The organism is Kitasatospora sp. NPDC088783 (assembly GCF_044750705.1).
GTDB lineage: Bacteria > Actinomycetota > Actinomycetes > Streptomycetales > Streptomycetaceae > Kitasatospora > Kitasatospora fiedleri.
On the sequence record NZ_JBIVKJ010000007.1, the window covers coordinates 201,348 to 226,329 of the forward strand.

21 protein-coding genes are annotated in these 24,982 nt (G+C 73.4%); 11 read left to right on the forward strand and 10 right to left on the reverse strand.

Translation table 11 applies throughout. From position 1 onward, the window contains the following. Nucleotides 1–22: 22 nt before the first annotated feature. Nucleotides 23–847 (forward strand): pirin family protein, encoded by an 825-nt coding sequence (locus ACIP60_RS21195; RefSeq protein ID WP_400686651.1) that lies wholly within the window; start codon nt 23–25, stop codon nt 845–847. Nucleotides 848–1,031: 184 nt separating this feature from the next. Here ACIP60_RS21195 and ACIP60_RS21200 read toward each other — a convergent pair whose 3' ends face one another. Beyond that, nucleotides 1,032–1,859 (reverse strand): serine hydrolase domain-containing protein, encoded by an 828-nt coding sequence (locus ACIP60_RS21200; RefSeq protein WP_400686653.1) that lies wholly within the window; start codon nt 1,857–1,859, stop codon nt 1,032–1,034. 115 nt (nt 1,860–1,974) lie between these two features. Here ACIP60_RS21200 and ACIP60_RS21205 point away from each other — a divergent pair, with 115 nt between their 5' ends. Next, nucleotides 1,975–2,475, forward strand: a complete 501-nt coding sequence (locus ACIP60_RS21205) for a MerR family transcriptional regulator (protein WP_400686655.1) — start codon at nt 1,975–1,977, stop codon at nt 2,473–2,475. Further along, a complete protein-coding gene (locus ACIP60_RS21210) occupies nt 2,472–3,485 on the forward strand; it encodes an aldo/keto reductase (RefSeq protein WP_400686657.1) in 1,014 nt (337 codons plus the stop codon). Before ACIP60_RS21205 ends, ACIP60_RS21210 begins: the two co-directional genes overlap by 4 nt. Before the next feature lie 45 nt (nt 3,486–3,530). On the opposite strand, the gene ACIP60_RS21215 is transcribed toward ACIP60_RS21210, so the two are convergent. The 5 genes from ACIP60_RS21215 to ACIP60_RS21235 all read right to left on the reverse strand — a co-directional run bounded on the left by ACIP60_RS21215 (nt 3,531) and on the right by ACIP60_RS21235 (nt 8,027). Next, on the reverse strand, nt 3,531–4,721 hold the full coding sequence (locus tag ACIP60_RS21215; protein WP_400686659.1) for an alpha/beta hydrolase: 1,191 nt from the start codon (nt 4,719–4,721) through the stop codon (nt 3,531–3,533). Between the two features lie 143 nt (nt 4,722–4,864). Continuing rightward, nucleotides 4,865–5,209 carry an MmcQ/YjbR family DNA-binding protein gene (locus tag ACIP60_RS21220; RefSeq protein WP_400686661.1) on the reverse strand — a complete coding sequence of 115 codons (345 nt, stop codon included), beginning with the start codon at nt 5,207–5,209 and terminating at the stop codon, nt 4,865–4,867. Between the two features lie 129 nt (nt 5,210–5,338). Then, nucleotides 5,339–6,016, reverse strand: coding sequence for a response regulator (locus ACIP60_RS21225; protein WP_400686663.1), 678 nt, complete (start codon nt 6,014–6,016; stop codon nt 5,339–5,341). Next, nucleotides 6,013–7,287, reverse strand: a complete 1,275-nt coding sequence (locus ACIP60_RS21230) for a sensor histidine kinase (RefSeq protein WP_400686665.1) — start codon at nt 7,285–7,287, stop codon at nt 6,013–6,015. Before ACIP60_RS21230 ends, ACIP60_RS21225 begins: the two co-directional genes overlap by 4 nt. Before the next feature lie 86 nt (nt 7,288–7,373). Beyond that, nucleotides 7,374–8,027, reverse strand: a complete 654-nt coding sequence (locus tag ACIP60_RS21235) for a TetR/AcrR family transcriptional regulator (RefSeq protein ID WP_400686667.1) — start codon at nt 8,025–8,027, stop codon at nt 7,374–7,376. Between the two features lie 205 nt (nt 8,028–8,232). Between ACIP60_RS21235 and ACIP60_RS21240 the strand changes: the two genes are divergently transcribed. Beyond that, entirely contained in the window at nt 8,233–9,801 is a 1,569-nt protein-coding gene (locus ACIP60_RS21240) for an MFS transporter (RefSeq protein ID WP_400686669.1), read from the forward strand. Between the two features lie 215 nt (nt 9,802–10,016). Here the strand turns inward: ACIP60_RS21240 and aceE are convergent, their stop codons facing one another. Next, nucleotides 10,017–12,767, reverse strand: coding sequence for a pyruvate dehydrogenase (acetyl-transferring), homodimeric type (gene aceE / locus ACIP60_RS21245; protein WP_400686671.1), 2,751 nt, complete (start codon nt 12,765–12,767; stop codon nt 10,017–10,019). Nucleotides 12,768–13,236: 469 nt separating this feature from the next. On the opposite strand from aceE, the gene ACIP60_RS21250 reads away from it, so the two are divergent. From ACIP60_RS21250 to ACIP60_RS21260, 3 genes are all read left to right on the forward strand, one after another. Continuing rightward, complete coding sequence (locus ACIP60_RS21250) at nt 13,237–13,674, forward strand: DUF3052 domain-containing protein (RefSeq protein ID WP_100836040.1); 438 nt, start codon at nt 13,237–13,239, stop codon at nt 13,672–13,674. 213 nt (nt 13,675–13,887) lie between these two features. Further along, nucleotides 13,888–14,346 (forward strand): peroxiredoxin, encoded by a 459-nt coding sequence (locus ACIP60_RS21255; RefSeq protein ID WP_282205639.1) that lies wholly within the window; start codon nt 13,888–13,890, stop codon nt 14,344–14,346. A gap of 136 nt (nt 14,347–14,482) precedes the next feature. Continuing rightward, nucleotides 14,483–15,058: a TerD family protein gene (locus tag ACIP60_RS21260; RefSeq protein WP_100838456.1), complete on the forward strand. Its 576-nt coding sequence runs from the start codon at nt 14,483–14,485 to the stop codon at nt 15,056–15,058. Nucleotides 15,059–15,115: 57 nt separating this feature from the next. Here the strand turns inward: ACIP60_RS21260 and ACIP60_RS21265 are convergent, their stop codons facing one another. Then, nucleotides 15,116–17,509, reverse strand: coding sequence for a PQQ-binding-like beta-propeller repeat protein (locus ACIP60_RS21265; protein WP_400686674.1), 2,394 nt, complete (start codon nt 17,507–17,509; stop codon nt 15,116–15,118). A gap of 469 nt (nt 17,510–17,978) precedes the next feature. On the opposite strand from ACIP60_RS21265, the gene ACIP60_RS21270 reads away from it, so the two are divergent. Both ACIP60_RS21270 and ACIP60_RS21275 read left to right on the forward strand, forming a co-directional pair. Next, on the forward strand, nt 17,979–18,554 hold the full coding sequence (locus tag ACIP60_RS21270; protein ID WP_111553538.1) for a TerD family protein: 576 nt from the start codon (nt 17,979–17,981) through the stop codon (nt 18,552–18,554). Nucleotides 18,555–18,621: 67 nt separating this feature from the next. Further along, complete coding sequence (locus tag ACIP60_RS21275; RefSeq protein WP_400686676.1) at nt 18,622–19,719, forward strand: DUF475 domain-containing protein; 1,098 nt, start codon at nt 18,622–18,624, stop codon at nt 19,717–19,719. Nucleotides 19,720–19,830: 111 nt separating this feature from the next. Here the strand turns inward: ACIP60_RS21275 and ACIP60_RS21280 are convergent, their stop codons facing one another. Then, the gene (locus ACIP60_RS21280; protein WP_400686678.1) at nt 19,831–20,958 is read right to left on the reverse strand and encodes a DUF2637 domain-containing protein; all 1,128 of its coding nucleotides are present in this window, start codon (nt 20,956–20,958) and stop codon (nt 19,831–19,833) included. Nucleotides 20,959–21,174: 216 nt separating this feature from the next. Between ACIP60_RS21280 and ACIP60_RS21285 the strand changes: the two genes are divergently transcribed. Then, nucleotides 21,175–21,918, forward strand: a complete 744-nt coding sequence (locus tag ACIP60_RS21285) for a Tellurium resistance (RefSeq protein ID WP_199847100.1) — start codon at nt 21,175–21,177, stop codon at nt 21,916–21,918. A gap of 135 nt (nt 21,919–22,053) precedes the next feature. Here the strand turns inward: ACIP60_RS21285 and ACIP60_RS21290 are convergent, their stop codons facing one another. Further along, entirely contained in the window at nt 22,054–23,163 is a 1,110-nt protein-coding gene (locus ACIP60_RS21290; RefSeq protein WP_400686680.1) for a TerD family protein, read from the reverse strand. A 357-nt stretch (nt 23,164–23,520) separates the two neighbouring features. Between ACIP60_RS21290 and ACIP60_RS21295 the strand changes: the two genes are divergently transcribed. Continuing rightward, entirely contained in the window at nt 23,521–24,693 is a 1,173-nt protein-coding gene (locus ACIP60_RS21295) for an HpcH/HpaI aldolase/citrate lyase family protein (RefSeq protein ID WP_400686682.1), read from the forward strand. The last annotated feature ends 289 nt before the right edge of the window (nt 24,694–24,982 follow it).

A 24,982-nucleotide genomic window follows, 5' to 3' on the forward strand; every position in this document is an offset into this window, starting at 1 on the left:
CACACCGGCTACCGTGGTGCCCGTGAGCGTGGATTCTTCGCCCCGGGGCGGGCAGGCATTCGAACCGGTCGAACCGGCGTCCGGGTCCGTCCGGAAGGAGCGCGGCCGGGCCGATCTGCGGCGCACCGCCGAGCGTTACCTGTCGGAACCCGCCGAAGGCGTCACCACCCGGCACGCCTTCTCCTTCGCCGGCCACTACGACCCGAGGAACACCTCCTTCGGCGCGCTGCTCGCCTGCAACGAGGAGACGCTCGCCCCCGGCGCCGGGTACGCGGCCCACCGGCACAGCGAGACCGAGATCGTCACCTGGGTGCTCTCCGGCGCCCTCGCCCACCGCGACGACGCGGGCCACGCCGGCGTGGTGCGGCCCGGCACCGTCCAGGTGCAGTCCACCGGGACGGGCATCAGCCACACCGAACGCAACCTCGGCGGGGCCGTCGAACCGGTCACCTTCGTCCAGATGTGGCTCCAGCCCGACGCGTACGGCGGCCCGCCCGGCTTCGGGCTCGCCACCGTCCCCGACGGGGACGGACTGACCCTGCTCGCCTCCGGGCGGGACGGCGACCGGGCGCTGCGGCTGCGGCGCAGCGACGCCGCGCTCTGGCTGGTCCGGGCCCCGGCCTGGATGCCGCTGCCCGAACTCCCCGCCGCGCCCTTCCGCTACGTCCACGTGGTCGCCGGCTCGGTCGGCTACCGCACCGTCCCGGGCCCGCAGGGCGGCGGCCGCTCGGCCGGGCCCGGCGACTCCGTCCGGATCACGGGCGACGCGTTCGCCGACCCGACGGCGGGCGAGGACGGCGTCGAACTGCTGCTCTGGGAGATGCACACGCCCGTGCGGTTCGGCTGAGGCCGTACCACCGGGGCGCGGGGAACTGCGCGCGGCGGGAGATGAACGCTGGCAAGGGCGCGAGGCGGTTGGTGAGTTGACGTCACCTCGCGATCTCGCCGGCGGTGCCTGGCCGGTCGCGCAGTTCCCCGCGCCCCCGTCGGTGCGCTCCTCGGCGGTGCGCTCCCTCGCGGTGCTGCGCCGCTCAGGCCTCGGTGAGGACCGCGTCGCTGAGCCGGGGCCAGACCTCCGCCGCCCAGGGGCCGAAGTCGCGGTCGGTGAGGGCGAGGCAGGCGAGGCCGGCGTCGGGGTCGACCCAGAGGAAGGTGCCGGACTGGCCGAAGTGGCCGAAGGTCGCGGGGGAGTTGGCGGTGCCCGTCCAGTGCGGGGCCTTGTGGTCGCGGATCTCGAAGCCGAGGCCCCAGTCGTTGGGGCGGCGGTGGCCGAAGCCGGGCAGGACGCCGCTGGTGCCGGGGAAGGCGACCTCGCGGGTGGCCGCGCGCACGGTGGCCGGGTCGAGCAGCTCGGGGGACTGCAGCTCGGCGGCGAAGCGGACCAGGTCCGCGGCGGTGGACAGGCCGCCCGCGCCGGCCGGGGCGCGGTGGGCGGTGTTGATCAGGGTGGCGTGCATGCCGAGCGGCTGGAAGACCGCCTCGGCCGCGTACTGGGCGAACGGGATGCCGGAGGCGCCCTCCAGGGTGGCGGCCAGCACGTCGAACCCGGCGTTGGAGTAGAGGCGGCGGTTGCCGGGCTCGGCCATCACCCGGTGCTCGTCGAAGGCCAGGCCGGAGGTGTGCGCCAGCAGGTGGCGGACGGTGGAGCCGTCCGGCCCGGCCGGGTCGTCGAGTTCGAAGACGCCCTCCTCGACGGCGACCAGCACGGCGTACGCGCTGAGCAGCTTGGTCACCGAGGCGAGCGGGAACAGGTGCTCCTGCGGGCCGTGCGCGCCCAGCAGCGCGCCGTCGCTCCCGCGGACCACCGCCGCCGCGGCGTGGGGTACCGGCCAGTCCTCGATCATCCGCAAGCTCTGCATGGGCGGAACTCTAAACGACCGGTGGCGGGCCGCGGGCCGGTGTGTGTCAGGCTTGCTTGGAGTGCGCTCCAACTCAGTAGCGTCGGTGTCGTCGCCGAGGACGGGGGTCGTAGCAATGGCAGGGTCCGAGCAGTGGCCGGTGAGGGAGCCGGCGTGCGAGGAGGCGTTCCGCAGCCCCCGCTCCGCACCGGACCGGACACCGCGCCACGCGATCAGCGAGGTGGCCGCGATCAGCGGCCTGACCGCGCACACGCTGCGCTGGTACGAGCGGATCGGCCTGCTGGAACCGGTGGACCGCTCGTACGCCGGGCAGCGCCGGTACACCGACGCGGACCTGGCCCGGCTGGCGTTCCTGACCAAGCTGCGGCTGACCGGCATGCCGGTGGCCGACATGGTGCGGTACGTCGAGCTGACCCGGGCCGGGGACGGCACCCGGGACGAGCGCCGGGAGCTGCTGGTCGCGCACCGCGCGGAGGTGCGCCGGCGGCTGGCCGACCTGCACGCCACGCTCGCCGTGATCGACCGGAAGATCGACCACTACGGCGGTCCCGGCGTCCCGGTCGGCGGCGACGAGGAGACAGCGGACCACTCAGGACAGGACAGGAAGAGCGCATGAGCGGCATCGACACCACCCGCCTCGGCACCGGCGGCCCGATCGTGGGCGTGCAGGGACTGGGCTGCATGGGCATGAGCGAGTTCTACGGCCCGACCGACACCGACGAGGCGCTGGCCACCCTGGAGCGGGCGCTGGAACTGGGCGTGACCCTGTTCGACACCGCCGACGTCTACGGCTCGGGCGCCAACGAGGAGCTGATCGGCCCGTTCGTCCGGGCGCACCGCGAACAGGTCGTGCTGGCCACCAAGTTCGCCATCGAGCGGCGCGCCGACGACGCCAAGTTCCGCGGCGTCAACAACGACCCGGCGTACATCCGCCGGGCGGTGGACGGCTCGCTGCGCCGCCTCGGCGTGGACGTGATCGACCTCTACTACATGCACCGCCGCGACCCGCAGGTGCCGCTGGCCGAGTCGGTGGGCGCGATGGCCGAGCTGGTCGCGGCCGGCAAGGTCCGCCACCTGGGCCTGTCCGAGGTGACCGGCCCGGAGCTGCGGGAGGCGCACGCGGTGCACCCGATCGCGGCGCTGCAGTCCGAGTGGTCGATCTTCGCCCGGGGCGTGGAGCGCAGCGCCGTCCCGGCGGCGGCCGAGCTGGGCGTGGCGCTGGTGCCGTACTCGCCGCTCGGCCGGGGCTTCCTGACCGGGGCGCTCCCCGACGCCGGGCAGTTGGCCGCCGACGACTTCCGCCGCCACCTGCCGCAGTTCACCGGCGAGAACGCGGCCGGTAACGCCGAACTGATCGCCCCGATCCGGCGGATCGCCGAGCAGCGCGGAGCGACGGCCGCGCAGGTCGCGCTGGCCTGGGTGCAGCAGCGGGCCGAGGTGCACGGCCTGACCGCGGTGGTGCCGATCCCGGGCACCCGCAAGCGCACCCGGCTGGAGGAGAACCTGGGCGCCACCCGGCTGGTGCTCAGCAAGGAGGAGCTGGCCGAGCTGGAGCCGATCGCCGGGCAGGTGGCCGGCGGCCGGTACGCCGACATGAGCGCCACGGCGGACGCCCGCGAGGTGTGACGGCGGTCCGGGCGGCGGACCGCCGGCGGTTCCGGTGGCGGTCCGTCAGCCCTGGGTCTCGGACGGGCCGCTGACGTCCCCGTAGTGGCCGAGCGCGATGGCGGCGAAGTTGTGCCGGCTCGCGGTGCCCTCGGCCAGGTAGCCGGTGTGGCCGGTGGCGCCCAGCGAGGAGACCGACACCGCGCCGAAGGCGTGGGTGGTCGGGTCGGCGCCGTGGCCCAGGCCGCCGACCTCCAGGTAGGGGACGTTGCCGATCCAGTCGCCGGGGTTGCGGGCCGCCCACACCTGGACGCCGGTGCCCAGCTCGGCCGCCGAGTCGACGCCCATCCCGGGGCTGCCGAACGCCACCACGTCGGTGGGCTGCGCGGCGTGCAGGGTCGGCGCGGTGGTGCCGCACACCACCGAGCCGTACGAGTGGCACAGCAGCGCGGGCGGCGCCTCCGGGTGGGTGGTCTGCTCCAGGCCGCCGAGCAGCCGGTGCAGCCGGGGCGCGGCGGCCTCCGCCAGCCGGGAGGTGACCGCGTCCGGGCCCAGGCCCTGCGGGGTGACGTAGCCGGTCCAGGCGATCACCGCGGTGCGGGTGCCGGGCGACTGGGCGTGCTCCTCGGCGTACAGCGCGCGGGCCATCCCGGCGGGGGAGCGCAGCGGGTCGGTGCTCTGGTCGAAGTGGCCGAGGTCGGCGTCCGAGCCGGGCACCAGGACGGCGATCCGCTGGGCGGTGGCGAGGTCGCCCCAGACCTCGGTGACCAGGCCGCGGCCGCGCGGGTCGAAGGCGAGGACCTGCCGGTCCGCGCCGAGCAGCCGCTCCGAGTCGTTGGCGCGGGAGAGGGCCAGCGCGCGGGTGGTGGGGTCCAGGCCGGTGTCCGCGGCGCGCTGCCGGGAGCGGTCCCGTTCGGCGGTGATCGCCACCCGGTTGGCGCGGTAGCGGACGGCCGGCGGGGCGCCGTCCAGGTTGCCGACCACCAGCGGGTACTCGGCGACCAGCCGGTCCAGCTCGGCGGGCTCCAGCGAGGCGAAGAACGCGGCGACGGCGGCCGGGGCGGCGGTGGCCGGGTCCGGCAGCTCGCGGCCGAGGGAGCGGTCGGCGACCCAGGCGGAGCTGCCCGCGGGCGGGGTGGTGATGGCCAGCTGCTCGTTGGAGGCGGCGGCCTGCGCGGCCGCCGCGCCGGCGTCCACCAGGGCGGCACAGCCCGCGAACACGCCGATCAGGATCCGCTTCACCCGCCTGCGGTGCATGGCGTCCACTCCCTCGGGCCGTACATCGCGGCGGGACGGGCCCGACGGTGCTGTGACTTCCGACTACTAGTCAGCCAGCGTAGAGGGCGACCGACCCGGGGGGCAGGGAGTAAACAGTGTTCCCCGTCACATTCGCCCGTACGCTACTCCCCGTGCTCCCCGAGCTCGGCCACCACCCGTTTCGGTGCGACCGACCGCCAGGCGTCGGTGAGCAGTTCGCGCAGCTCCTCGGGGCCGATCCCGGCCAGCCGGACCCGCACCCAGCCGAACCGGCCGGTGTACGGCGCCACGGAGTACACCCCGGGCGCGGCGGCGATCAGCTCGGCCTGCTCCGCCGGGGTGGCCTTCACCGTCACCTCCCCGGACTCCGGGTGGCCCATCGCGAAGATCTTCCGCCCCACCCGCAGCGTCACCTGCTCCCAGGTCTCCTCCTGGTGGGCCCGCGGCAGGGACAGGGCCAGCTCGGTCAGCTCGTCGAAGGTCGCCATGGCCGCCAGCGTACGGGCCGTCGCCGACAGCTGACGCCCGCTCAGAGCGCGCCCAGCGCGTACGCCGCGCCCGCGCCCGCGCCCGCGCCCGCCCGCCACCGCCCGCCAGGCCCGGGACGGCTACGGGGGCTACTGCGCGCCGGGCCGGACCAGGCCGCTCTCGTAGGCGAGCACGACGGCCTGGGCGCGGTCGCGCAGGTCGAGCTTGGCGAGGATCCGGCCGATGTGGGTCTTGACGGTCTGCTCGGCGAGGACGAGGTGGGCGGCGATCTCCTGGTTGGACAGGCCGCGGGCGATGAGCTCCAGGACCTCGGTCTCGCGCGGGGTGAGGCCGTTCAGCCGCAGCCGGGGGTCGCGGCGCGGCGCGGGCCGGTTCCGGGCGAAGTCGGCGATCAGGCGGCGGGTGACGGAGGGCGCGAGCAGCGCGTCGCCGGCCGCGACGACCCGGACGGCGGAGATCAGGTCGGCGGGCGGGGCGTCCTTGAGCAGGAAGCCGCTGGCGCCGGCCCGCAGCGCCTCGTACACGTAGTCGTCCACGTCGAAGGTGGTGAGCATCAGCACCCGCGGCCGGTGCACCACGCCGGGCGGCGGGTCGAGCAGCCGGCGGGCGGCCTCCAGGCCGTCCATCCCGGGCATCCGGACGTCCATCAGGACCACGTCGGGGTGGGTGCGCCCGCTGACCTCCAGGGCCTGCCGGCCGTCGGGCGCGTCGCCGACCACGTCGATGTCGCTCTGGGCGTCGAGCAGGGCGGCGAATCCGGCGCGGACCATCGCCTGGTCGTCGACGACGAGGACGCGGATGGTCATGCGGTGATCTCCCCCGGACCGGTGCCGTCCAACGGCAGGACGGCGGTGACCCGGTAGCCGCCCTCGGCGGTCGGGCCGGTGTCCAGGGTGCCAGCCAGCAGCCGGACGCGCTCGCGCATTCCGACCAGCCCCTGCCCGGTGCCGCCGGAGGTCTCGACGGCGGCGCGGGCCCGGCCGGGCGGCGGGCCGTTGCGGACGGCCAGGGCGAGCGCGCCGTCCGCGGCGGTGACCGCGACCTCGGCGGCGGCGCCCGGGGCGTGCCGGACGACGTTGGCCAGCGCCTCCTGGACGATCCGGTACGCGGACAGGCCGACCGCCTCGGGCACCGGGCCGAGCGCCGACACCCCGTCCCCGACGGCCAGTTCGGCCCGCACCCCGGCCTGGCCGACGGTGGCCAGCAGCTCCGGCAGGTCGTCCAGGCCCGGCTGCGGGGCCCGGTCGGCGGCGCTGTCGGCGGTCCGCAGCACCCCCAGCAGGCGGCGCATCTCGGCGAGCGAGCCGCGCGCGGCGGCGGCGATCTGCCCGAACTCCTCGACCGCGGCCGGGGGCAGGCCCTCGATCCGGTACGGGGCGCTGTCCGCCTGGACGGTGATCACCGACATGTGGTGGGCCACCACGTCGTGCAGCTCGCGGGCGATCCGGGCCCGCTCCTCCAGCAGGGCGCGCCGGGCCCGCTCGGTCTCCGAGATCCGCTCCTGCGCGGCGAGCAGCCGCTTGGCCTCGCCGCGCCCGCGCAGGCTCCAGCCGAGCAGCAGGACCACGCCGGACAGCGCGGTGACGACCACCGAGGAGCCGTCGAAGTGCGCGCTGAAGACCGTCCGGCTCAGGCCGCAGCCGAGGAGGGTGACGACCCAGACCGCGAGCAGGGTGCGCCCGCGCTCCCGGACGGCCAGGAGGACCATCAGGGACAGGTACCCGAGCAGCGTGGTGACCGGCCACGGCCAGGACCGCTCGGCGGCGGCGGCGCCGTGCGTGGCGACCGCGCCGACCAGCACCGAGGGCACCACCAGCTGCCAGGCCAGCAGCGGCCGGGTCAGCGCCAGCGGCAGCACCCCGGCCTGCACCGCGGCGAGCGCGGTGGCCAGCGAGGGGTCCACCCCGTGGAACCGGACCAGCGTCACGATGCCGGTGGGCAGCAGCGAGCCGGCCACGAGCAGCACCAGCGCGTACGGGGCCAGCCGGAGCCAGGGCCGGCGGGCCGTCGCCAGCGGCGGCCGGTGGTCGCCGAGGGGCTCGGTGAGGGCGCGGAGGAACTCTTTCCACAGGGTCACCGGGCCGAGGGTAGGGCGGGGGCGGGGCGCTGTCCTCATGCTCCGGTAGCCGGTCCGGGGGTACCCGGGTACGGGGGCGGCCGCCGTCAGCGCCAGGAGCCGGCCAGGGCCGGGCCCAGCTGGTCGAAGTGACGCTCGATCAGCTCCAGCATGCCGTCCATCGAGTGGCTCCCGGCGTCCGGGTCGGCGGCGTAGGCGAGGTGCGAGATCCGCACCACGGTGCCGAACACGGCGGCCAGCAGGCGGGGGCGCAGGTCGACGGCCGGGTCGAGGCCCTCGCGGTCGGCCAGGATCCGGGCCACCTCGACCTCCTGCTGGATGGCGTGCCGCAGGTGGGCGGCGAGCAGCGTCGGGGTGGACTCGATCAGTTCGAACAGCTCCAGGGCGGCCGGACCGCTGTCCCGCCCCCGGTCGACGGCCTGCCAGACCTCGCGGACCGCGCCGCGCATCGCCTCCAGCGGGTTCTCCCCGGCCGGGCGGGCCCGCAGGAACTCCAGGAACGCCTCCTCGGCCTCGGCCAGCACCGCGAGGGCGACCTCCTCCTTGTTGGCGAAGTACCGGAAGAAGGTGCGCTGGGAGACCTCCACCTCGGAGGCGATCTCGTCCACCGTGGTGCGCCCGTAGCCGTGGCAGAGGAAGAGCCGGTGCGCGGCGTCGACCAGGGCGTCCCGGGTGCGCCGCTTCTTGCGTTCCCGCAGGCCGACGGGCTGCGGGTCGGCGGCGGTGGTGGGGGTGGCCATGGCCTCCACGATAGCGCCGCGATCAGGAGATGGCATCAAGTGACAGGAGTCACCGTTTGTCGAATGTCAGTGGCTGACATAATGTTCCCGATGGCGGTGTCCGTTCGTCGTGGAGCTCGTGGGGACGGGCGTGAGGGCCGGGCACCGCCCTTCTCGTGCCCAGCGCGGTCTCCTGCACACCACACGAACGGGGAAGTCCCGAGACATGAGCCAGTCCGTAGTACTCGACAAGGAAGCGGCTCCGTCCGCCGGCGGCCGGCTGCGGGGACACCCCTGGCTGACGCTGCTCACCGTCGCCGTCGGCGTCATGATGGTCGCCCTCGACGGCACCGTCGTCGCCATCGCCAACCCGGCCATCCAGCACGACCTGAACGCCTCGCCCGCCGACATCCAGTGGGTCACCTCCGGCTACCTGCTGGCCCTCGCGGTCTTCCTGATCACCGCCGGCAAGATCGGCGACCGGTTCGGCCACAAGACCACCTTCCTGGTCGGCGCGGTCGGCTTCGCCGCCACCTCCGCCGCCATCGGCTTCGCCGGCTCGATCCAGCAGGTGATCCTGTTCCGGGTGCTCCAGGGCCTGTTCGGCGCCCTGCTCCAGCCCGCCGCGCTCGGCCTGCTGCGCGGGGCCTTCCCCGCCGAGAAGCTCAACATGGCGATCGGCATCTGGGGCGGCGTCATCGGCGCCTCCACCGCGGCCGGCCCGATCGTCGGCGGCCTGCTGGTCGAGCACGTCAACTGGGAGTCGGTGTTCTACATCAACATCCCGGTCGGCATCGTCGCGCTGGTCCTCGGCCTGCTGGTGCTCAGGGACGTCCGGGCCGAGAACGCCGCCAAGTCCTTCGACATCCCCGGCATCGTGCTGCTCTCCGGCGCGATGTTCATGCTGGTCTGGGGCATCATCAAGGCCCCCAGCTGGGGCTGGGGCGACCCGGCCACCCTGCTCTTCCTGGGCGGCGCGGTGCTCGCCCTGGCGGCCTTCGCGGTCTGGCAGAAGTACGCCAAGGAGCCGCTGGTCCCGCTCTCGCTGTTCCGCTCGGTGCCGCTCTCGGCCGGCACCCTGCTGATGGTGCTGATGGCCTTCGCCTTCTTCGGCGGCATCTTCTTCGTCACCTTCTACCTGCAGAACGTGCACGGGATGGCCCCGGTCGACGCCGGCGTCCACCTGCTCCCGATGACCGGCATGATGATCGTCGGCGCGCCGCTGGCCGGCTACCTGATCGGCAAGGTCGGACCGCGCATCCCGATCGTCGGCGGCATGCTCTTCACCACCGCCGCGATGCTCGGCATGTCCACCCTCGACATCCACTCCGGCAACGGCGCGATGGCCCTCTGGTTCGTCCTGATGGGCCTGGGCCTCAGCCCGGTCATGGTCGGCGCCACCGAGGTCATCGTCGGCAACGCCCCGATGGAGCTGTCCGGCGTGGCCGGCGGCCTCCAGCAGGCCGCGATGCAGGTCGGCGGCAGCCTCGGCACCGCCGTCCTCGGCGCCGTGATGGCCTCCAAGGTCACCAGTGCGCTGCCCGGCAAGTGGCAGGCCGCGACCGGCCAGCCGCTGCCCGCCGGCCCGGACGGCGAGCAGCTCAAGCAGGCCGCCCAGCTCGGCATCGCCCCGCCTGATGTCCCGCAGGGCGTCGCCGACGCCGTCCACTCCTCCTTCGTCAGCGGCATGGGGGTGGCCTTCGTGGTCGCCGCGGTCGTCGCCCTGGCGGCGGCCGGGCTGGGCCTGCTCACCCGCCGCGGCGTGAACGAGACGGGGCCCGCGGTCCACATCTGAACCCGCACGCGCCGGTGGTCCGCCCGGGGAGGGAACCCCCCTCCCCGGGCGGACCTCGCTGTTCTCCGGGGTTGCCCGCGCCCCCTGCCGGGGCCGATCACCCGCGTCCCGCCAGGGGCGAGGGGAACTGCGCGGAGCGGGAGGCGGAGACGGAGAGGTCCGCCCGGGGAAGGGAACTCCCCTCCCCGGGCGGACCTCCGGTCAGCGGCCGGCGCTTACGCGTCGCCGCCGGCGGCACCCGGGTCCGCCGCCGCCACGTCGAGCAGCTGGTAGCGGTCGATCGCGGCCTTCAGCAGCGAGCGGTCGATCTTGCCCTGCTTGGCCAGCTCGGTGAGCGTGCCCAGGACGATCGACTGCGCGTCGATGTGGAAGAAGCGACGGGCCGCGCCGCGGGTGTCGGCGAAGCCGAAGCCGTCGGCGCCCAGGGACTGGTACTGGCCGGGAACCCAGCGGGAGATCTGGTCCGGGACGGCCCGCATCCAGTCGGAGACGGCCACGAACGGACCCTCGGCCCCGGAGAGCTTGGTGGTCACGTACGGGACGCGCTGCGGCTCCTCGGGGTGCAGCAGGTTGAACTCCTCCGCCTCGACCGCGTCGCGGCGCAGCTCGTTCCAGGAGGTCGCCGACCAGACGTCCGCCTTGACGTTCCACTCCTCGGCGAGGATGCGCTGGGCCTCCAGGGCCCACGGCACCGCCACGCCGGAGGCGAGGAGCTGCGCGGGGATCTGGCCGTCCTCGGCGTCCTTGAGCTTGTAGAGGCCCTTGAGGATGCCCTCGACGTCCACGCCCTCCGGCTCGGCCGGCATCTTGATGGGCTCGTTGTAGACGGTGATGTAGTAGAAGACGTCCTCGCCGTGCGGGTGCTCGGCGGAGGAGCCGTACATCCGGCGCAGGCCGTCCTGCATGATGTGGGCGATCTCGTACCCGTAGGCCGGGTCGTAGGCGACCACGCCGGGGTTGGTGGAGGCCAGCAGGTGCGAGTGGCCGTCGGCGTGCTGCAGGCCCTCGCCGGTGAGGGTGGTGCGGCCGGCGGTGGCGCCGATCACGAAGCCGCGGGCCAGCTGGTCGGACATCTGCCAGAACTGGTCGCCGGTGCGCTGGAACCCGAACATCGAGTAGAAGACGTACACCGGGATCAGCGGCTCGCCGTGCGTCGCGTACGAGGAGCCGGCCGCGATCAGCGAGGCGGTGCAGCCGGCCTCGGAGATGCCGTCGTGCAGCATCTGGCCGCTCGGGGACTCCTTGTACGCCAGCAGCAGCTCGCGGTCGACCGACTCGTAGGTCTGGCCGAGCGGGTTGTAGATCTTGGCGGACGGGAACAGCGAGTCCATGCCGAAGGTGCGGTACTCGTCGGGCGCGATCGGCACGAAGCGGTTGCCGATGCCCTTGTCGCGCATCAGGTCCTTGAGCACCCGGACGAACGCCATGGTGGTGGCGATGGTCTGGTTGCCGGAGCCCTTCTTGACCGCCTTGTACGCGTCGTCGCCCGGCAGTTCGAGCTTGCGCGGGCGGACCTTGCGGGTGGGCACGTAGCCGCCGAGCTCCTCGCGGCGGTCGTGCATGTACTGGATCTCCTCCGAGTTGCGGCCCGGGTGGTAGTAGGGCGGGTAGCCCTCGTCGAGCTGCTTGTCGGTGATCGGCAGGTGCAGCCGGTCGCGGAAGCGCTTGAGGTCCTCGACCGTCAGCTTCTTCATCTGGTGGGTGGCGTTGCGGCCCTCGAAGTTGGGGCCCAGCGTCCAGCCCTTGACGGTCTGCGCCAGGATGACGGTCGGCTGCCCCTTGTGCTCGCGGGCGGCCTTGAACGCGGCGTAGACCTTGCGGTGGTCGTGGCCGCCGCGGCCCAGGTGCTGGATCTGGTGGTCGGTCATGTTCTCGACCATCGAGCGCAGCCGCAGGTCGCCGCCGAAGAAGTGGTCGCGGATGTACGCGCCGGACTCGGTGGCGTAGGTCTGGAACTGGCCGTCCGGGGTGGTGTTCAGCTTGTTGACCAGGACGCCGTCGCGGTCCTGGGCCAGCAGCGGGTCCCAGGAGCGGTCCCAGATCAGCTTGATGACGTTCCAGCCGGCGCCGCGGAACTGCGACTCCAGCTCCTGGATGATCTTGCCGTTGCCGCGGACCGGGCCGTCCAGGCGCTGCAGGTTGCAGTTGACCACGAAGGTCAGGTTGTCCAGGCCCTCGCGGGCGGCCAGCGAGAGCTGGCCGAGCGACTCGGGCTCGTCCATCTCGCCGTCGCCGAGGAAGGCGTACACCTGCGAGTCGGAGGTGTCCTTGATGCCCCGGTGCTCCAGGTAGCGGTTCATCCGGGCCTGGTAGATCGCGCCGAGCGGGCCGAGGCCCATCGAGACGGTCGGGAACTCCCAGAAGTCCGGCATCAGCCGCGGGTGCGGGTAGCTGGAGAGGCCGAACGGCGCCTTGGACTTCTCCTGCCGGAACGCGTCGAGCTGCTGCTCGGTCAGCCGGTCCAGCAGGAAGGCGCGGGCGTAGATGCCCGGCGAGGCGTGGCCCTGGAAGAAGACCTGGTCGCCGGACTCGCCGTCGGCGTCCTTGCCGCGGAAGAAGTAGTTGAAGCCCACGTCGTACAGCGACGCGGAGGAGGCGAAGGTGGCGATGTGGCCGCCGACGCCGATGCCGGGACGCTGGGCGCGGGAGACCATGACGGCCGCGTTCCAGCGCGTCGCGTTGAGGATCTTGCGCTCGATCTCCTCGTTGCCGGGGAAGAACGGCTCGTCCTTGGTCGCGATGGTGTTGACGTAGTCCGTGCTGCGCATCTCGGGCACGGCGACACGCTTTTCACGGGCGCGCTCGATCAGCCGGAGCATCAGGTAGCGGGCGCGCTCGCGCCCGCGCTCGTCGATGGCGGCGTCAAGCGACTCCAGCCATTCCGCGGTCTCCTCGGGATCGAAGTCCGGGACCTGGCTCGGGAGGCCGCCAATGATGATCGGGTTGCGATCGGATCCGGAAGCCACGCTGTTCCTTCACTGTCGGTCGAAGCTGAGTTGTCGCGCCGCCTCCATCGTGCTACCGCGTTCGGAGATCCGTCATCTCTACCGATCGGTAACCGTTCCGCCGGTTGGGGCGGTACGGTCAGGAGGTGGTCCGACCTGGGACCCCGGCCGGACGATGGCGGCCGGTCGGGATGAGGGCCAACAGGAGACTTTACGCCCGCACCCTGCTCCGACCCGAATGCCGTTCGCATCTCGGGCAGGCGTGCGGGGGATGAACGGGCTGCGGGCGGGTACGAGACGAAGCATCCTTGTCGGTACGGACAGGGACATACGGGTGTGTTCACCACCACAGTGGGCGGCGTGTCGCCGGGCGACACGTCAACCTTTGGGTGGGATCGGGGGTCGGGTACTTGCGCGAACCGCCGCTCCCGTGTGGACTACGGCCACAGCCCCGGCATGGACGCCGGGCCGAATACTGGAGGTTATTCCCGTGAGCGCGACCGCGGACCCCGCGGACAAGTCCAACCCGGCGCTTCGTCTGGGCTTCGAACAGGGCCAGATCATCCAGGAGCTCGGGTACGACGAAGACAGTGACCAGGAGCTCCGCGAGGGGATCGAGGACATCACTGGCTCCGAACTCGTCGACGAGGACTACGACGACGTCGCCGACGGCGTCCTGCTGTGGCACCGCGACGAGGACGGGGATCTCACCGACGCCCTGGTCGACGCCCTGGAGTACCTGGCAGAGGGCGGCCTGATCTGGCTGCTCACCCCGAAGACCGGCCGCGACGGACACGTCGAGGCGCACGAGATCGCCGACGCCGCGAAGACCGCCGGTCTCTCGCAGACCAGCTCGGTGGCGATCGCCAAGGACTGGGCGGGCACCCGCCTGGCCACCCCCAAGGCCACGAAGACCGGCAAGCGCTGACCTTCGGACCCGGACCCGCGACGGGCCCCGCCGGCGACCTCGCCGGCGGGGCCCGTCGGCGTCCGGCCGCGACCCGCCCGGCCCCGGCCTGTTCACCCGCAGCGAACGCCTCCCCCGGACGGGCCCGCCCGGCTCACCCGGACGGCCGAACCCGGCGCGGCGGGTGGGAGGATCGTCCTGCCCGCACCACCGTCCAGGCAGGAAGGTCCTCCCATGACCATCGAGATCGGCGCCCAGGCCCCGGACTTCGAGCTGAAGAACCAGCACGGCGAGTCGGTGAAGCTCTCCGACTTCCGCGGCGAGAAGAACGTCGTCCTGGTCTTCTACCCGTTCGCCTTCACCGGGGTCTGCACCGGCGAGGTCTGCGAGATCCAGAAGGAGCTGCCGCGCCTGCAGAACGACGGGGTGCAGGTGCTCGCGGTCTCCAACGACTCGCCGTTCTCGCTGCGGGTCTTCGGCGACCAGCAGGGCCTGGAGTACCCGCTGCTGTCGGACTTCTGGCCGCACGGCGAGGTCTCCCGGGCCTACGGCGTCTTCAACGAGGAGAAGGGCTGCGCGGTGCGCGGCACCTTCGTCATCGACAAGGAGGGCGTGGTCCGCTGGAGCGTCGTCAACGGCCTGCCGGACGCCCGGGACACCCAGGAGTACCTGGCCGCCCTCGGCGCGCTCTGAGCCCCCCGCCGCCGCCCGGCCCGGCGTCCGGCGGAAGTTCCGCCGGACGCCGGGCCGGGTCGCCGCCGCGGCCCGGGAACCCGGCACTACGATCGGGCCGTTGACGGAACGGGAACCCGACTTCTTGGAGGACCACGTGGGTGTCAGCCTGAGCAAGGGCGGAAATGTCTCGCTCACCAAGGAGGCGCCCGGCCTGACCGCCGTGGTCGTCGGCCTCGGGTGGGACGTGCGCACCACCACCGGCACGGACTTCGACCTGGACGCCAGCGCGCTGCTCTGCACCGAGCAGGGCCGGGTCCGGTCCGACGCCGACTTCATCTTCTTCAACAACCTGAAGAGCGCCGACGGCTCGGTCGAGCACACCGGCGACAACCTCACCGGCGAGGGCGAGGGCGACGACGAGCAGATCAAGGTGAACCTGGCCGGCGTCCCGGCCGACATCGCCAAGATCGTCTTCCCGGTGTCGATCTACGACGCGGAGAACCGGCAGCAGAGCTTCGGCCAGGTCCGCAACGCCTTCATCCGGGTACTGAACCAGGCCGGCGGCGCCGAGATCGCCCGCTACGACCTCTCCGAGGACGCCTCGACCGAGACGGCGATGGTCTTCGGCGAGCTCTACCGCAACGGCGCCGAGTGGAAGTTCCGCGCCATCGGCCAGGGCTACGCCTCCGGCCTGCGCGGCATCGCGCAGGACTTCGGCGTCAACGTCTGACCCGGCGTCAGGACCATTGCGGGCCGGGGCCGTTCGCGGCCCCGGCCCGCCGCGCCGCTACTCCGGCGGCAGCGCCATCACCTGGTTGCCCTGGACGGCGATCAGCAGGTCGTCGCCGCCGGCCAGGTGCCAGGGCAGCTCGGCGCCCGCGTTGGTCTGGAAGACCCAGCGGACCTTGTGGTTCACCACGTCGACGGCGTAGATGCCGCGGTCCTCGGTGGACACGAACAGGGTGTTCCGGACCAGCACCGGATTGGTGTCCATCGACACCTCGGTGGGCAGCTCCAGGTGCCACAGCTCGGCGCCGTCGGCGGCGTCGAGGGCCACCACCCGGGTCGGGGCGGTCGGGGTGTAGGTGGTGCCCTGGTAGGTGAGCGTCATGCCGCCGAGCACCGAGTACACGACGTGCCCGCCCGCCGCGGGCGGCGAGTACCACATCCGGGTCGAGCGGTCCGAGGTCTTCGCCCAGACCTGCTTGCCGTCGGAGACCCGCACGCCCTGGATGCCGTTCGGGTCGACCGAGCAGAACACCAGGCCGTCCTGGAGCACCGGCCGGTACTCCGAGCGCGAGTTGGTGGCGGCGAACCAGGTCTGGGCGCCGTCGGCCAGCGACCGGGCGACCAGGTTCTCCTTGCTGTCGGTGTAGAGCAGGGTGTCGGCGGTCAGGTCGGAGCTGACCGTGTAGTCGGCGGTCTGCTGGCGGTGCTGGTTCCACAGCATCGAGCCGTCCTCGCGGGACAGTGCCATGATCCCCTTGCCGGTCCTGGCCCCCGCGTCGGGCAGCGCCTGGGCGTCCAGCTGGAGGTAGGAGCACATCGCGTACACCGCCCGGTCGTCGGCGTTCAGCACCGTGTCCGAGGCGATCTGGGTGCCGTTCGGCTTCCCGCGCTCGGAGCGGTACTTCCACAGCACGGTGCCGGTGGCGGCGTCCACCGTGATCAGGTCGGAGACGGTGCCGTAGCTGACCGTGCCGCCCGCGCAGGCCAGGTGGTAGGCCATCGCGTCCTTGACGATCCACCTCTCCTTCCCGTCGGCCAGGCCGACCGCGACCAGGTCGGCGTTGCCGAGGTGCAGCAGGCCGGGGGAGAAGGCCATCCCGAGGCTGCCGACGTTGCTCGCCTCGGTCCGGTACGTCCACAGGGGGGCCGGCGGCACGCCGGGGGCCCGGGACGGGGCGGCGCTCGACGCGGCGGCCGGGACGGCCGGGGAGCCGGTCGGCGGGGCCGGGTCCGGGCCCGGGCCGGGCCGCGAACCGCCGCCCAGCGCCCAGGCGGTCAGGCCGCCCGCGCCGGCCAGCACCGCCGCGCCGCCGCCGAACAGCAGCGCCCGGCGGGACGGGCGGGGGCCGCCGGCGGCCGGGGCGGGCCCGATCGGCCCGGTGGGGTCCCCGACCGGCGCGGCGGCGCCGGTGGTCGCGTCGGCCGGGGCCGGGACGCCGGGGCGCAGGCGGACGGTGCCCGGGTCGGCGGGGGCGGACCGCTCGGTCGGGGTGCGGACGGCCGGGGCGGCGGAGCCCGACCGGGGGTCGCGGGGGCGGACCGGCGCCTCCAGGTCCATCACCTCGGCGGCGTGGGTGGCGATGTCCGAGGCCAGCGCGGCCGGCAGCCAGCCGGAGCGGGCCGGGACGACCGCCTCGCCCAGCAGCCCGCCGAGTTCGGCGGGCGTCGGGCGGCCCGCCGGGTCCTTGGACAGGCAGGCGGCGACCGCCGGACGCAGCGCCCCGGGCAGCCCGGACAGCTCGGGCTCGTCGTGCACCACCCGGTACAGCAGCGAGGCCGCGGACGGCGCCGCGCCGTCCTCGGCGTGGTCGAACGGGCCGTGGCCGGTGGCGGCGAAGACCAGCACCGAGCCCAGCGAGAACACGTCGCCGGCCGGGCCCAGTCGGCGCCCGGCGGCCTGCTCGGGGCTCATGAACCCGGGCGAGCCGACCACCACGCCGGTGGAGGTCATCCGGTCGCCGTCCAGCGCCCGGGCGATGCCGAAGTCGATCACCCGCGGCCCGTCGGCGGCCAGCAGCACGTTGGACGGCTTGAGGTCGCGGTGCACCAGCCCGGCGGCGTGGATCGCGGCCAGCGCCCGGGCCAGGCCCACGCCCAGGGTGCGCACCGTCTCCACCGGGAGCGGCCCGTGGGCGCGCACCGCCTCGTCCAGCGCCGGGCCGAGCACGTACGCGGTGGCCAGCCAGGGCGACGGGCCGTCCCGGTCGGCGTCCACCACCGGGGCGGTGAAGGTGCCGCCCACGGACTGCGCGGCGGACACCTCGCGCCGGAACCGCTCGCGGAAGTCGGCGTCCCCGGCCAGGTCGGCGCGGACCACCTTGACCGCGACCGTCCGGCCGCCGGCGGAACGGGCCAGGTACACCCGGCCCATGCCGCCGGCGCCGAGTCTGGCCAGCAGGCGGTAGGGGCCGACCGACTCGGGGTCGGTGCGGTCGAGCGGTTCGAACGGCATCGCTCCGGTGCTCCCTCTGTTCGTCCGTGTGTCGTGCCGCGTGGTGCTTGGTCCGGCGGTCCCGGCAGCGTACCGGCCGGGCCCGGAGCGGCCCCCGGTCGGTCTCCGGCGGTCTCTCGCGAGGTCTTCGCCGGGGTCCTCGCCGAGGCGTCGGGCCGGGGCGGCGGGCGGTGGGCGAGGCCGCCGGGCGGGACGGGGGAGCTTGATAGATTCGGCGGCGATCCGCACACCGACCGGGGTGCGCGCGGGGCGGTCCGAGGCCGCCGGGCGGGGCGACCGGGTCGGCGGCCGCGCGGAGTTCAGGAAGTTCAGTCGGGTGTGCAGCACTGCACGGCCGCTCGGGGGCGTAGACCTCTTGGGGTGCGTCCGCCGGACGCGCCCGCCGGACCGGCCCTCCCGGGCGGGACGGCGGCGGTCCACCGCGTGCACACCCCGGGAGCCCCGGAGACGGGAGCTGGGAGGAAGTCCGATGTCCGTCACCCTCGCCAAGGGCGGGAACGTCTCGCTCACCAAGGCCGCGCCGAACCTGACGCAGGTGCAGATCGGCCTCGGCTGGGACGCCCGGTCCACCACCGGCGCGCCCTTCGACCTGGACGCCAGCGCGCTGCTGTGCTCCAACGGCCGCGTCCTCGGCGACGAGTACTTCGTGTTCTACAACAACCTGCGCAGCCCCGAGGGCTCGGTCGAGCACCAGGGCGACAACCTCACCGGTGACGGCGACGGCGACGACGAGGTGGTGCAGGTGCACCTCGACCTGGTGCCCGTGCAGATCGACAAGGTCGTGTTCGCCGTCTCCATCTACGACGCCGACGCCCGGCTCCAGAGCTTCGGCCAGGTCTCCAACGCCTACATCCGGGTGGTCAACCTGGCGGACGGCGCCGAGATCGCCCGCTACGACCTCTCCGAGGACGCGTCCAGCGAGACCGCGATGATCTTCGGCGAGCTCTACCGCTACCAGGGCGAGTGGAAGTTCCGGGCCGTCGGCCAGGGCTACGCCTCGGGTCTGCGCGGCATCGCGCTCGACTTCGGCGTCAACGTCCAGTAATCCGGCCCACCGCAGCAGTTCAGTCCGGAATCGGTCAATTCCGGCAGCCAGAAAGGTAACCGACCCCGTGTTCCTCCGTACGTTCGGATGGTCCTTCGCCATCACGATCGCCGGCCTGATCGCCGCCGGCCTGATCTGGGGGGCCGAAGGATTCGGCGTCGTCCTGATCCTCTCGATCCTCGAGATCTCCCTGTCCTTCGACAACGCCGTCGTCAACGCCACCGTCCTGAAGCGGATGAACGCCTTCTGGCAGAAGCTGTTCCTGACGGTCGGCGTGCTGATCGCGGTCTTCGGCATGCGGCTGGTCTTCCCGCTGCTGGTCGTCGGCCTCACCGCGCACCTCAGCCCCGGCACCGTCATCGAGCTGGCGCTCGACTCCGGCAAGACCCACGACGGCCACACCTACGCCGAGTACCTCGACCTGGCCAACCCGGCCATCGCGGCCTTCGGCGGCGTCTTCCTGCTGATGATCTTCCTCGACTTCGTCTTCGAGGAGAAGGACTTCAACTGGCTGCGCTGGCTGGAGAAGCCGCTGGAGAAGATCGGCCGGCTGGACGCGCTCTCCTCGGTCGTCGCCCTGGTGGTGCTCGCCCTGTCCTCCCGCTTCTTCGCCGGTGACCGCGCCGAGACGGTGCTGCTGGCCGGTCTCTGCGGCCTCGCCACCTACCTCGCCGTCAACGGCCTCTCCGAGGTCTTCGAATCCGGCCTGGAGGAGCAGCAGGAGGCCGAGGAGCAGGCCGAGCGCAGCGGCAAGTCGATCGTCAAGGTCGGCGGCAAGGCCGCGTTCTTCCTCTTCATCTACCTGGAGGTCCTCGACGCGTCGTTCTCCTTCGACGGCGTGGTCGGCGCGTTCGCCATCTCCCAGGACATCTTCCAGATCACCCTGGGCCTGGGCATCGGCGCCATGTACATCCGGTCGCTGACCGTCTTCCTGGTCCGCAAGGGCACCCTGGACGACTACGTGTACCTGGAGCACGGCGCGCACTACGCGATCGGCGCGCTGTCGCTGATCCTGCTCGCCTCGATCAAGTACCACATCCCGGAGATCGTCACCGGCCTGATCGGCGTCGCCTTCATCGGCGCGGCGCTGGCCTCCTCGATGGTCCGCAACAAGCGCCAGCAGGCGCTGGAGGACGCGGGAGCGGGAACGGGCGCGGAGGGCTAGCGGCCTCCCGCCGACGACCGTCGGTCCGCCGACGACGAGAGCCGCGCCCACCGGGGTAACGATCCCGGTGGGCGCGGCTCTTCGTACGTGCGGCGCGTGCGGTGCGGTTGCTCAGCCGAGCTGCTGCTCGATCGCCCGGAGCTTGCGCTCCAGCGAGTCCAGCTTCGGCATCGACAGGGTGTCCTCGTCCATCGTCAGGTCGATGCTCGACGCGTACGAGGAGGAGCTGCTGCTGCTCGACGCGTAGGGGGACGACGACGAGCTGCTGCCGGTGGACTCGACGGCCGCGCGGGGGCGGCGACCGGCGTTCAGGGCGGCGGGCTCCAGGGCGGAGGCGCTGACCCGGTCGAGGGTGGTCTCCTCGGCGGCTAGGGCAGGCTCCGTTGCGGACGGGGTGTCGCCACCGGCCGCGGCCAGGGCCGGGACCTGGCGGGCGTGCCGGGCCCGGGCCAGCACGCCGCCCTGGCGGGCGATCGCCTTCAGCTCGGCCCGCTCGCGGCGGTCGGCGCTGCGGGCGCGGAGCTTGGCGTCCATCTTGGCCTGGCGCTCCTCGCGCACCTCCTCGACGGCCTCGTCCAGGCTGCGGACGTTCTCCAGCAGCATCAGCGACCAGGCCGCGTAGGTCTCGCGCGGGGCGCGCAGCCAGCGGACCACCCGGATCTGCGGCAGCGGGCGGGGCACCAGGCCCTGCTCGCGCAGCGCGGCCCGGCGGGTCTGCTTGAGCGCCCGGTCGAACAGCACGGCCGCCGAGATCGACATGCCGGCGAAGAACTGCGGGGCGCCGTCGTGCGCGCCGCCGCGCGGGGCGTGCACCCAGTTGAACCAGGCGGAGGCGATGGCGAACAGCCACACCAGCATCCGGGAGCCGAGCGCGGCGTCGCCGTGGCTGGCCTCGCGGACGGCGAGCACCGAGCAGAACATGGCCGCGCCGTCCAGACCGAACGGGACCAGGTACTCCCAGCCGCCGGACAGGTTCAGGTTCTGCTGGCCGAAACCGACCAGACCGTGGAACGACAGCGCGGCGGCCACACCGGCGCAGCAGAACAGCAGCACGTAGGAGGCGCCGCCGTAGATGGCCTCCTTGCGGCGCCGGCGCTCCTCGCTCCGCTCCCACGAGTCGCCGGAGGACTCGTCGGGCTTGTTGTTCTTGAAGCGCAGGAAGGCCACCAGGATGGCGGTGAACAGCAGGGCTGCACCGCCTACCACGGCCCAGACCAGCTGTATGGAGGAGAGGTTCATCGCGGGGAGGGCCTCGGCTTTCCGCAGGGCAGGGGGAAGAGAGGTGACGCACGGTACACCTGTGCGGAGAGACGATATCGCGTCCGGGGAGTGGGCATCGTACGGGAGTGACGAACCCTCTGCCAGCAGGGCTCGCCAGGGCGTTGACGTTGACTCAGGGCCCTCCGGGTGGGTATGGAGAGGGCGAGGAAGGTACCGGTGCTGGGGGAGGACACGATGGTCTCGGTGTGGGAGTTCCTGAAAGGGGACCGCAGCAACAACTTCGACACCGGAGGGCAGTTCAAGGTCACACTGACCAAGTCCCGGCCGCACCACGCCATCACCGGCACCGCGGCCACCACCGGCTACCTGTACATCAACCTGCACTGGTCGACCCGCAGCGCCGAGGGCCAGGGCGGGAGCGGCGCCCTGCGCCGCTTCTTCGACCCGCGCATCCTGCGCCCGCTGGCACCCGCCACCGCCGGGGTCGCGCCGGTCAGCGTCGACCTCGACCTGGCCTGCATGTACGAACTCGCCGACGGCACCCGGGGCGTGGTGCAGCCGCTCGGCCGGCTGTTCGGTGACCTGAACCGGCCGCCGTACATCAAGCTCTCCGGCGACGACGTGTCGGGCGCGCCCTCCGGCGAGACCATGCACATCAACCTGGAGAAGAAGGACCAGTTCAAGCGGCTGCTGATCTTCGTCTACATCTACGACGACACCCCGGCCTTCGACCGCACCCAGGCCGTGCTCACCATCGTTCCGCAGAGCGGCCCGCGGATCGAGATCCAGCTCGACGAGCGCGCCCCGGCGGCCCGTTCGTGCGCGGTGGTGCTGATCGAGAACGACGGGGACGGCGAGCTGACGATCCGGCGCGAGGTGCGGTACGTGCACGGGTTCCAGTCCGACCTGGACCGGCTGTACGGCTTCGGCATGCAGTGGGAGCGCGGCTACAAGACGCCGTCCGAGCCCGGGAACTGACGGCCGCGCCGGGGAGGCGGCGCGAGGGCCGCGCCGGGGTCACGAGGGCCGCCCCCCGGCCGCGCCGGGGCGGCCCTGGAGCGGGTGCCGCCGGGGTGCGGCGGTCGGCCCGGCGGTCGGCCCGGCGCGGGGCGCTCAGCGCGGCTGGAACTGCGGGCCCTGCGGCGGCAGGGCGAACGGGGCGCCCGACTGCTGCTGCGGGGGCTGGGCCTGGGGCTGCTGCGGCTGTTGGGGTTGGTGCTGGGGCGGCTGGGGTTGCTGCTGGGGGTAGCCGTAGCCCTGCGGCTGGGGCTGGGGCTGCGGCGGGGGGTAGCCGTACCCCTGGGCGGCGGCCGGCTGCGGGTAGCCGTAGCCGCCGGGCTGGGCCTGGGGCTGCGGGGGCTGGGGTTGCGGGTAGCCGTAGCCCGGCTGCGGCGGGGGGTAGCCGTACCCGGCGGGCTGCGGCTGCTGCGGCGGCTGGGGCGGCTGCTGGACGTGGTGGACGGTCGGCGGCAGCGCGGGCGGCGGCGGGGCGGTGACCGGCGCCGCCGGGGCCGGCTCCGGAGCCGGGTCCGAGGCCGGCCGGGAGCCCGCGGCGGGCGTCGCCGGGGCGATCGTCCAGTCGTCCTCGTCGACCGGCAGCGGCGCGGGCCGCGGCTCGGCGGCCGGGCCGGGGACGCGGACGTCGCCGCTGTGGTCGGTCAGGTCGACCGCGGAGCCGCCCGGGGCGGCGTCCTCGTCCTCGACGGCGATGCCGAAGTCGGTGGCCAGCGCGACCAGTCCGTCCAGGTAGCCCTGGCCGACGGCGCGGAACTTCCAGCCGCCGGCCCGGCGGTACAGCTCGGCGGCGACCAGCGCGGTCACCTGCTCGTGCTCGTCGATCGCGAACTCGGCCAGCGCGGGCGCCCCCTCGGGCGCCGCCGCGTCGAACAGCAGCACCCGCAGCCCGGGCACCGCGGGGAAGGCGCCGCCCTCCGCCGAACCGGCCAGCACCACCCGGTCGATCTCGGGCGGCAGCTGGGCCAGGTCGATCTCCAGCGCGTCCCGCACCGTCCCGTCCGCGGCCTGCTTGGGCAGGTGCCGGACCAGGCCCGACGGGTGCCGCGGCTGGTTGTAGAACACGAAGTCGGTGTCGTCGCGGACCTTGCCCCGGTCGGTCACCAGCAGCGCCGAGGCGTCCACGTCCGGGATGCCCGGGGTGTCCGTCCACCGCAGGACGGCACGGACGGCGTCGGCCGTCAGCGGGATGTTTGCGCCCTTCGCCATCACGTGCGTCATAGCGCACCATCCTGCCGTCTGCCGGGGGCCCGGGACAACGCGGGGCGCGGCATCGGCGAGCCCCGGCGGCGGGCCCCTTCCGGGCGCTCCGGGGGCGTTCCGGGGGCGGGGCGGCGCCTGGGCTGATGACAGCGCAGACAAACTTGCGAGAATTCGATGTTTCGAACTCTTTCTCGGAGGTCATCCGCCCGTACGATGAACCGCCAACGGCTCCGGCGCTCCGCACCCCGCGACGGTGTCGGCGTTCCGGCGAACTTTCCGGCCGCGCCGACCGTCCCATGGAGGGAGAGGCGTCAGCCGTTCCCGCCGTCGGCGGGCCCCACCAGACCACAGCGGGAGAGCACTTTGCGCCACTTCGGGCATCTCGCGGACGACGTCCGCACCCGGCTCTTTCACGAGCAGCCCGCCGCTTTCGACCGCGACAGCGAGGCGTCCGTCCTCGCCACCGCGCTCGGCGCCACGCTCTACAGCCCCGCCACCCGGCCCACCCTGGCCCGCGACATCCGGAAGCAGGCCGCCCGCGGGGTGGTCTCGATGGTGCTCTGCCTGGAGGACGCGATCGCCGACCACGAGGTCGACGACGCCGAGCAGAACCTGGTCGCCCAGCTCACCGAACTGGCCGGGCAGGACGCCGACGCCGAACTGCCGCTGCTGTTCGTCCGGGTCCGGGCCGCCGAGCAGATCACCGACCTGGCCGGCCGCCTCGGCCCCGCGCTGCGCCTGCTCAGCGGCTTCGTGGTGCCCAAGTTCACCGAGGACAGCGGCCTGCCCTTCCTGGAGGCGCTGACCGACGCCGAGGAGCGCACCGGGCAGCGGCTGTTCGTCATGCCGGTGCTCGAATCGCCCGAACTCGCCCACCTGGAGAGCCGCCGCGACCAGCTGCACGGCATCGCCCGGCTGCTCGACAAGCACCGCCCGCGGGTCCTCGCCGTCCGGCTCGGCGTCACCGACCTGTGCTCCGCGTACGGGCTGCGCCGCTCGCCCGACCTGACCGCCTACGACGTGGCCCTGGTGGCCGGCGTGATCGGCGACGTGGTCAACGTGCTCGGCCGGGCCGACGGCACCGGGTACACCGTCACCGGGCCGGTCTGGGAGTACTTCCCGCTGCACGAGCGGATGTTCAAGCCGCAGCTGCGCCGCACCCCGTTCACCGAGGCCACCCCGCCCGCCGACCGGGTCCGCCAGCGGCTGATCGAACACGACCTGGACGGGCTGATCCGGGAGATCGAACTCGACCGGGCCAACGGCCTGCTCGGCAAGACCTGCATCCACCCCAGCCACGTCGCCGCCGTGCACGCGCTGTCCGTGGTCACCCACGAGGAGCTGTGCGACGCCCGGGACATCCTGCAGCAGCACCGCGGCGGCGGCGGGGTCAGCCGCTCCGCGTACACCAACAAGATGAACGAGGCCAAGCCGCACCGGGCCTGGGCGGAGCGGGTGCTGCTGCGGGCCGAGGTGTTCGGCGTGGCCCGGCCCGAGGTCACCTTCGCGGAGCTGCTGTCGGCCTGCGTGTGCTGACCGGCGGGGTCCTCGGCGGGCGGGTCCTCGGCGGGTGGGGCCCTTGACGGGCACGCCCCTTGACGGTGCGTCAGCCGATCGGTCGATGGCCGGGTCGGCCGTTCGGCGCGCCGGGAGTGGCCGGTCGGTGCGCGGACGCTGGCCGGTCGGATGATCCGGGGGCGGTGGCGCGCCCCGTAGGCTCGAACCCGAACCGCACAGCCGTGCGCCCGCGTCCGTCCCACTGGCACCAGCTGTACCGAGCCGTACCGTCCACACCGCCCGTACCGCTTGAACCACCCGCACCGTC

What these genes read in the sequence shown, in the direction of transcription:
- ACIP60_RS21200 (WP_400686653.1), bottom strand. Translation starts at nt 1,859, where the DNA reads ATGCAGAGCTTGCGGATGATCGAGGACTGGCCGGTACCCCACGCCGCG.
- ACIP60_RS21205 (WP_400686655.1), top strand. Translation starts at nt 1,975, where the DNA reads ATGGCAGGGTCCGAGCAGTGGCCGGTGAGGGAGCCGGCGTGCGAGGAG.
- ACIP60_RS21210 (WP_400686657.1), top strand. Translation starts at nt 2,472, where the DNA reads ATGAGCGGCATCGACACCACCCGCCTCGGCACCGGCGGCCCGATCGTG.
- ACIP60_RS21215 (WP_400686659.1), bottom strand. Translation starts at nt 4,721, where the DNA reads ATGCACCGCAGGCGGGTGAAGCGGATCCTGATCGGCGTGTTCGCGGGC.
- ACIP60_RS21220 (WP_400686661.1), bottom strand. Translation starts at nt 5,209, where the DNA reads ATGGCGACCTTCGACGAGCTGACCGAGCTGGCCCTGTCCCTGCCGCGG.
- ACIP60_RS21225 (WP_400686663.1), bottom strand. Translation starts at nt 6,016, where the DNA reads ATGACCATCCGCGTCCTCGTCGTCGACGACCAGGCGATGGTCCGCGCC.
- ACIP60_RS21235 (WP_400686667.1), bottom strand. Translation starts at nt 8,027, where the DNA reads ATGGCCACCCCCACCACCGCCGCCGACCCGCAGCCCGTCGGCCTGCGG.
- ACIP60_RS21240 (WP_400686669.1), top strand. Translation starts at nt 8,233, where the DNA reads ATGAGCCAGTCCGTAGTACTCGACAAGGAAGCGGCTCCGTCCGCCGGC.
- ACIP60_RS21255 (WP_282205639.1), top strand. Translation starts at nt 13,888, where the DNA reads ATGACCATCGAGATCGGCGCCCAGGCCCCGGACTTCGAGCTGAAGAAC.
- ACIP60_RS21265 (WP_400686674.1), bottom strand. Translation starts at nt 17,509, where the DNA reads ATGCCGTTCGAACCGCTCGACCGCACCGACCCCGAGTCGGTCGGCCCC.
- ACIP60_RS21270 (WP_111553538.1), top strand. Translation starts at nt 17,979, where the DNA reads ATGTCCGTCACCCTCGCCAAGGGCGGGAACGTCTCGCTCACCAAGGCC.
- ACIP60_RS21280 (WP_400686678.1), bottom strand. Translation starts at nt 20,958, where the DNA reads ATGAACCTCTCCTCCATACAGCTGGTCTGGGCCGTGGTAGGCGGTGCA.
- ACIP60_RS21285 (WP_199847100.1), top strand. Translation starts at nt 21,175, where the DNA reads ATGGTCTCGGTGTGGGAGTTCCTGAAAGGGGACCGCAGCAACAACTTC.
- ACIP60_RS21290 (WP_400686680.1), bottom strand. Translation starts at nt 23,163, where the DNA reads ATGGCGAAGGGCGCAAACATCCCGCTGACGGCCGACGCCGTCCGTGCC.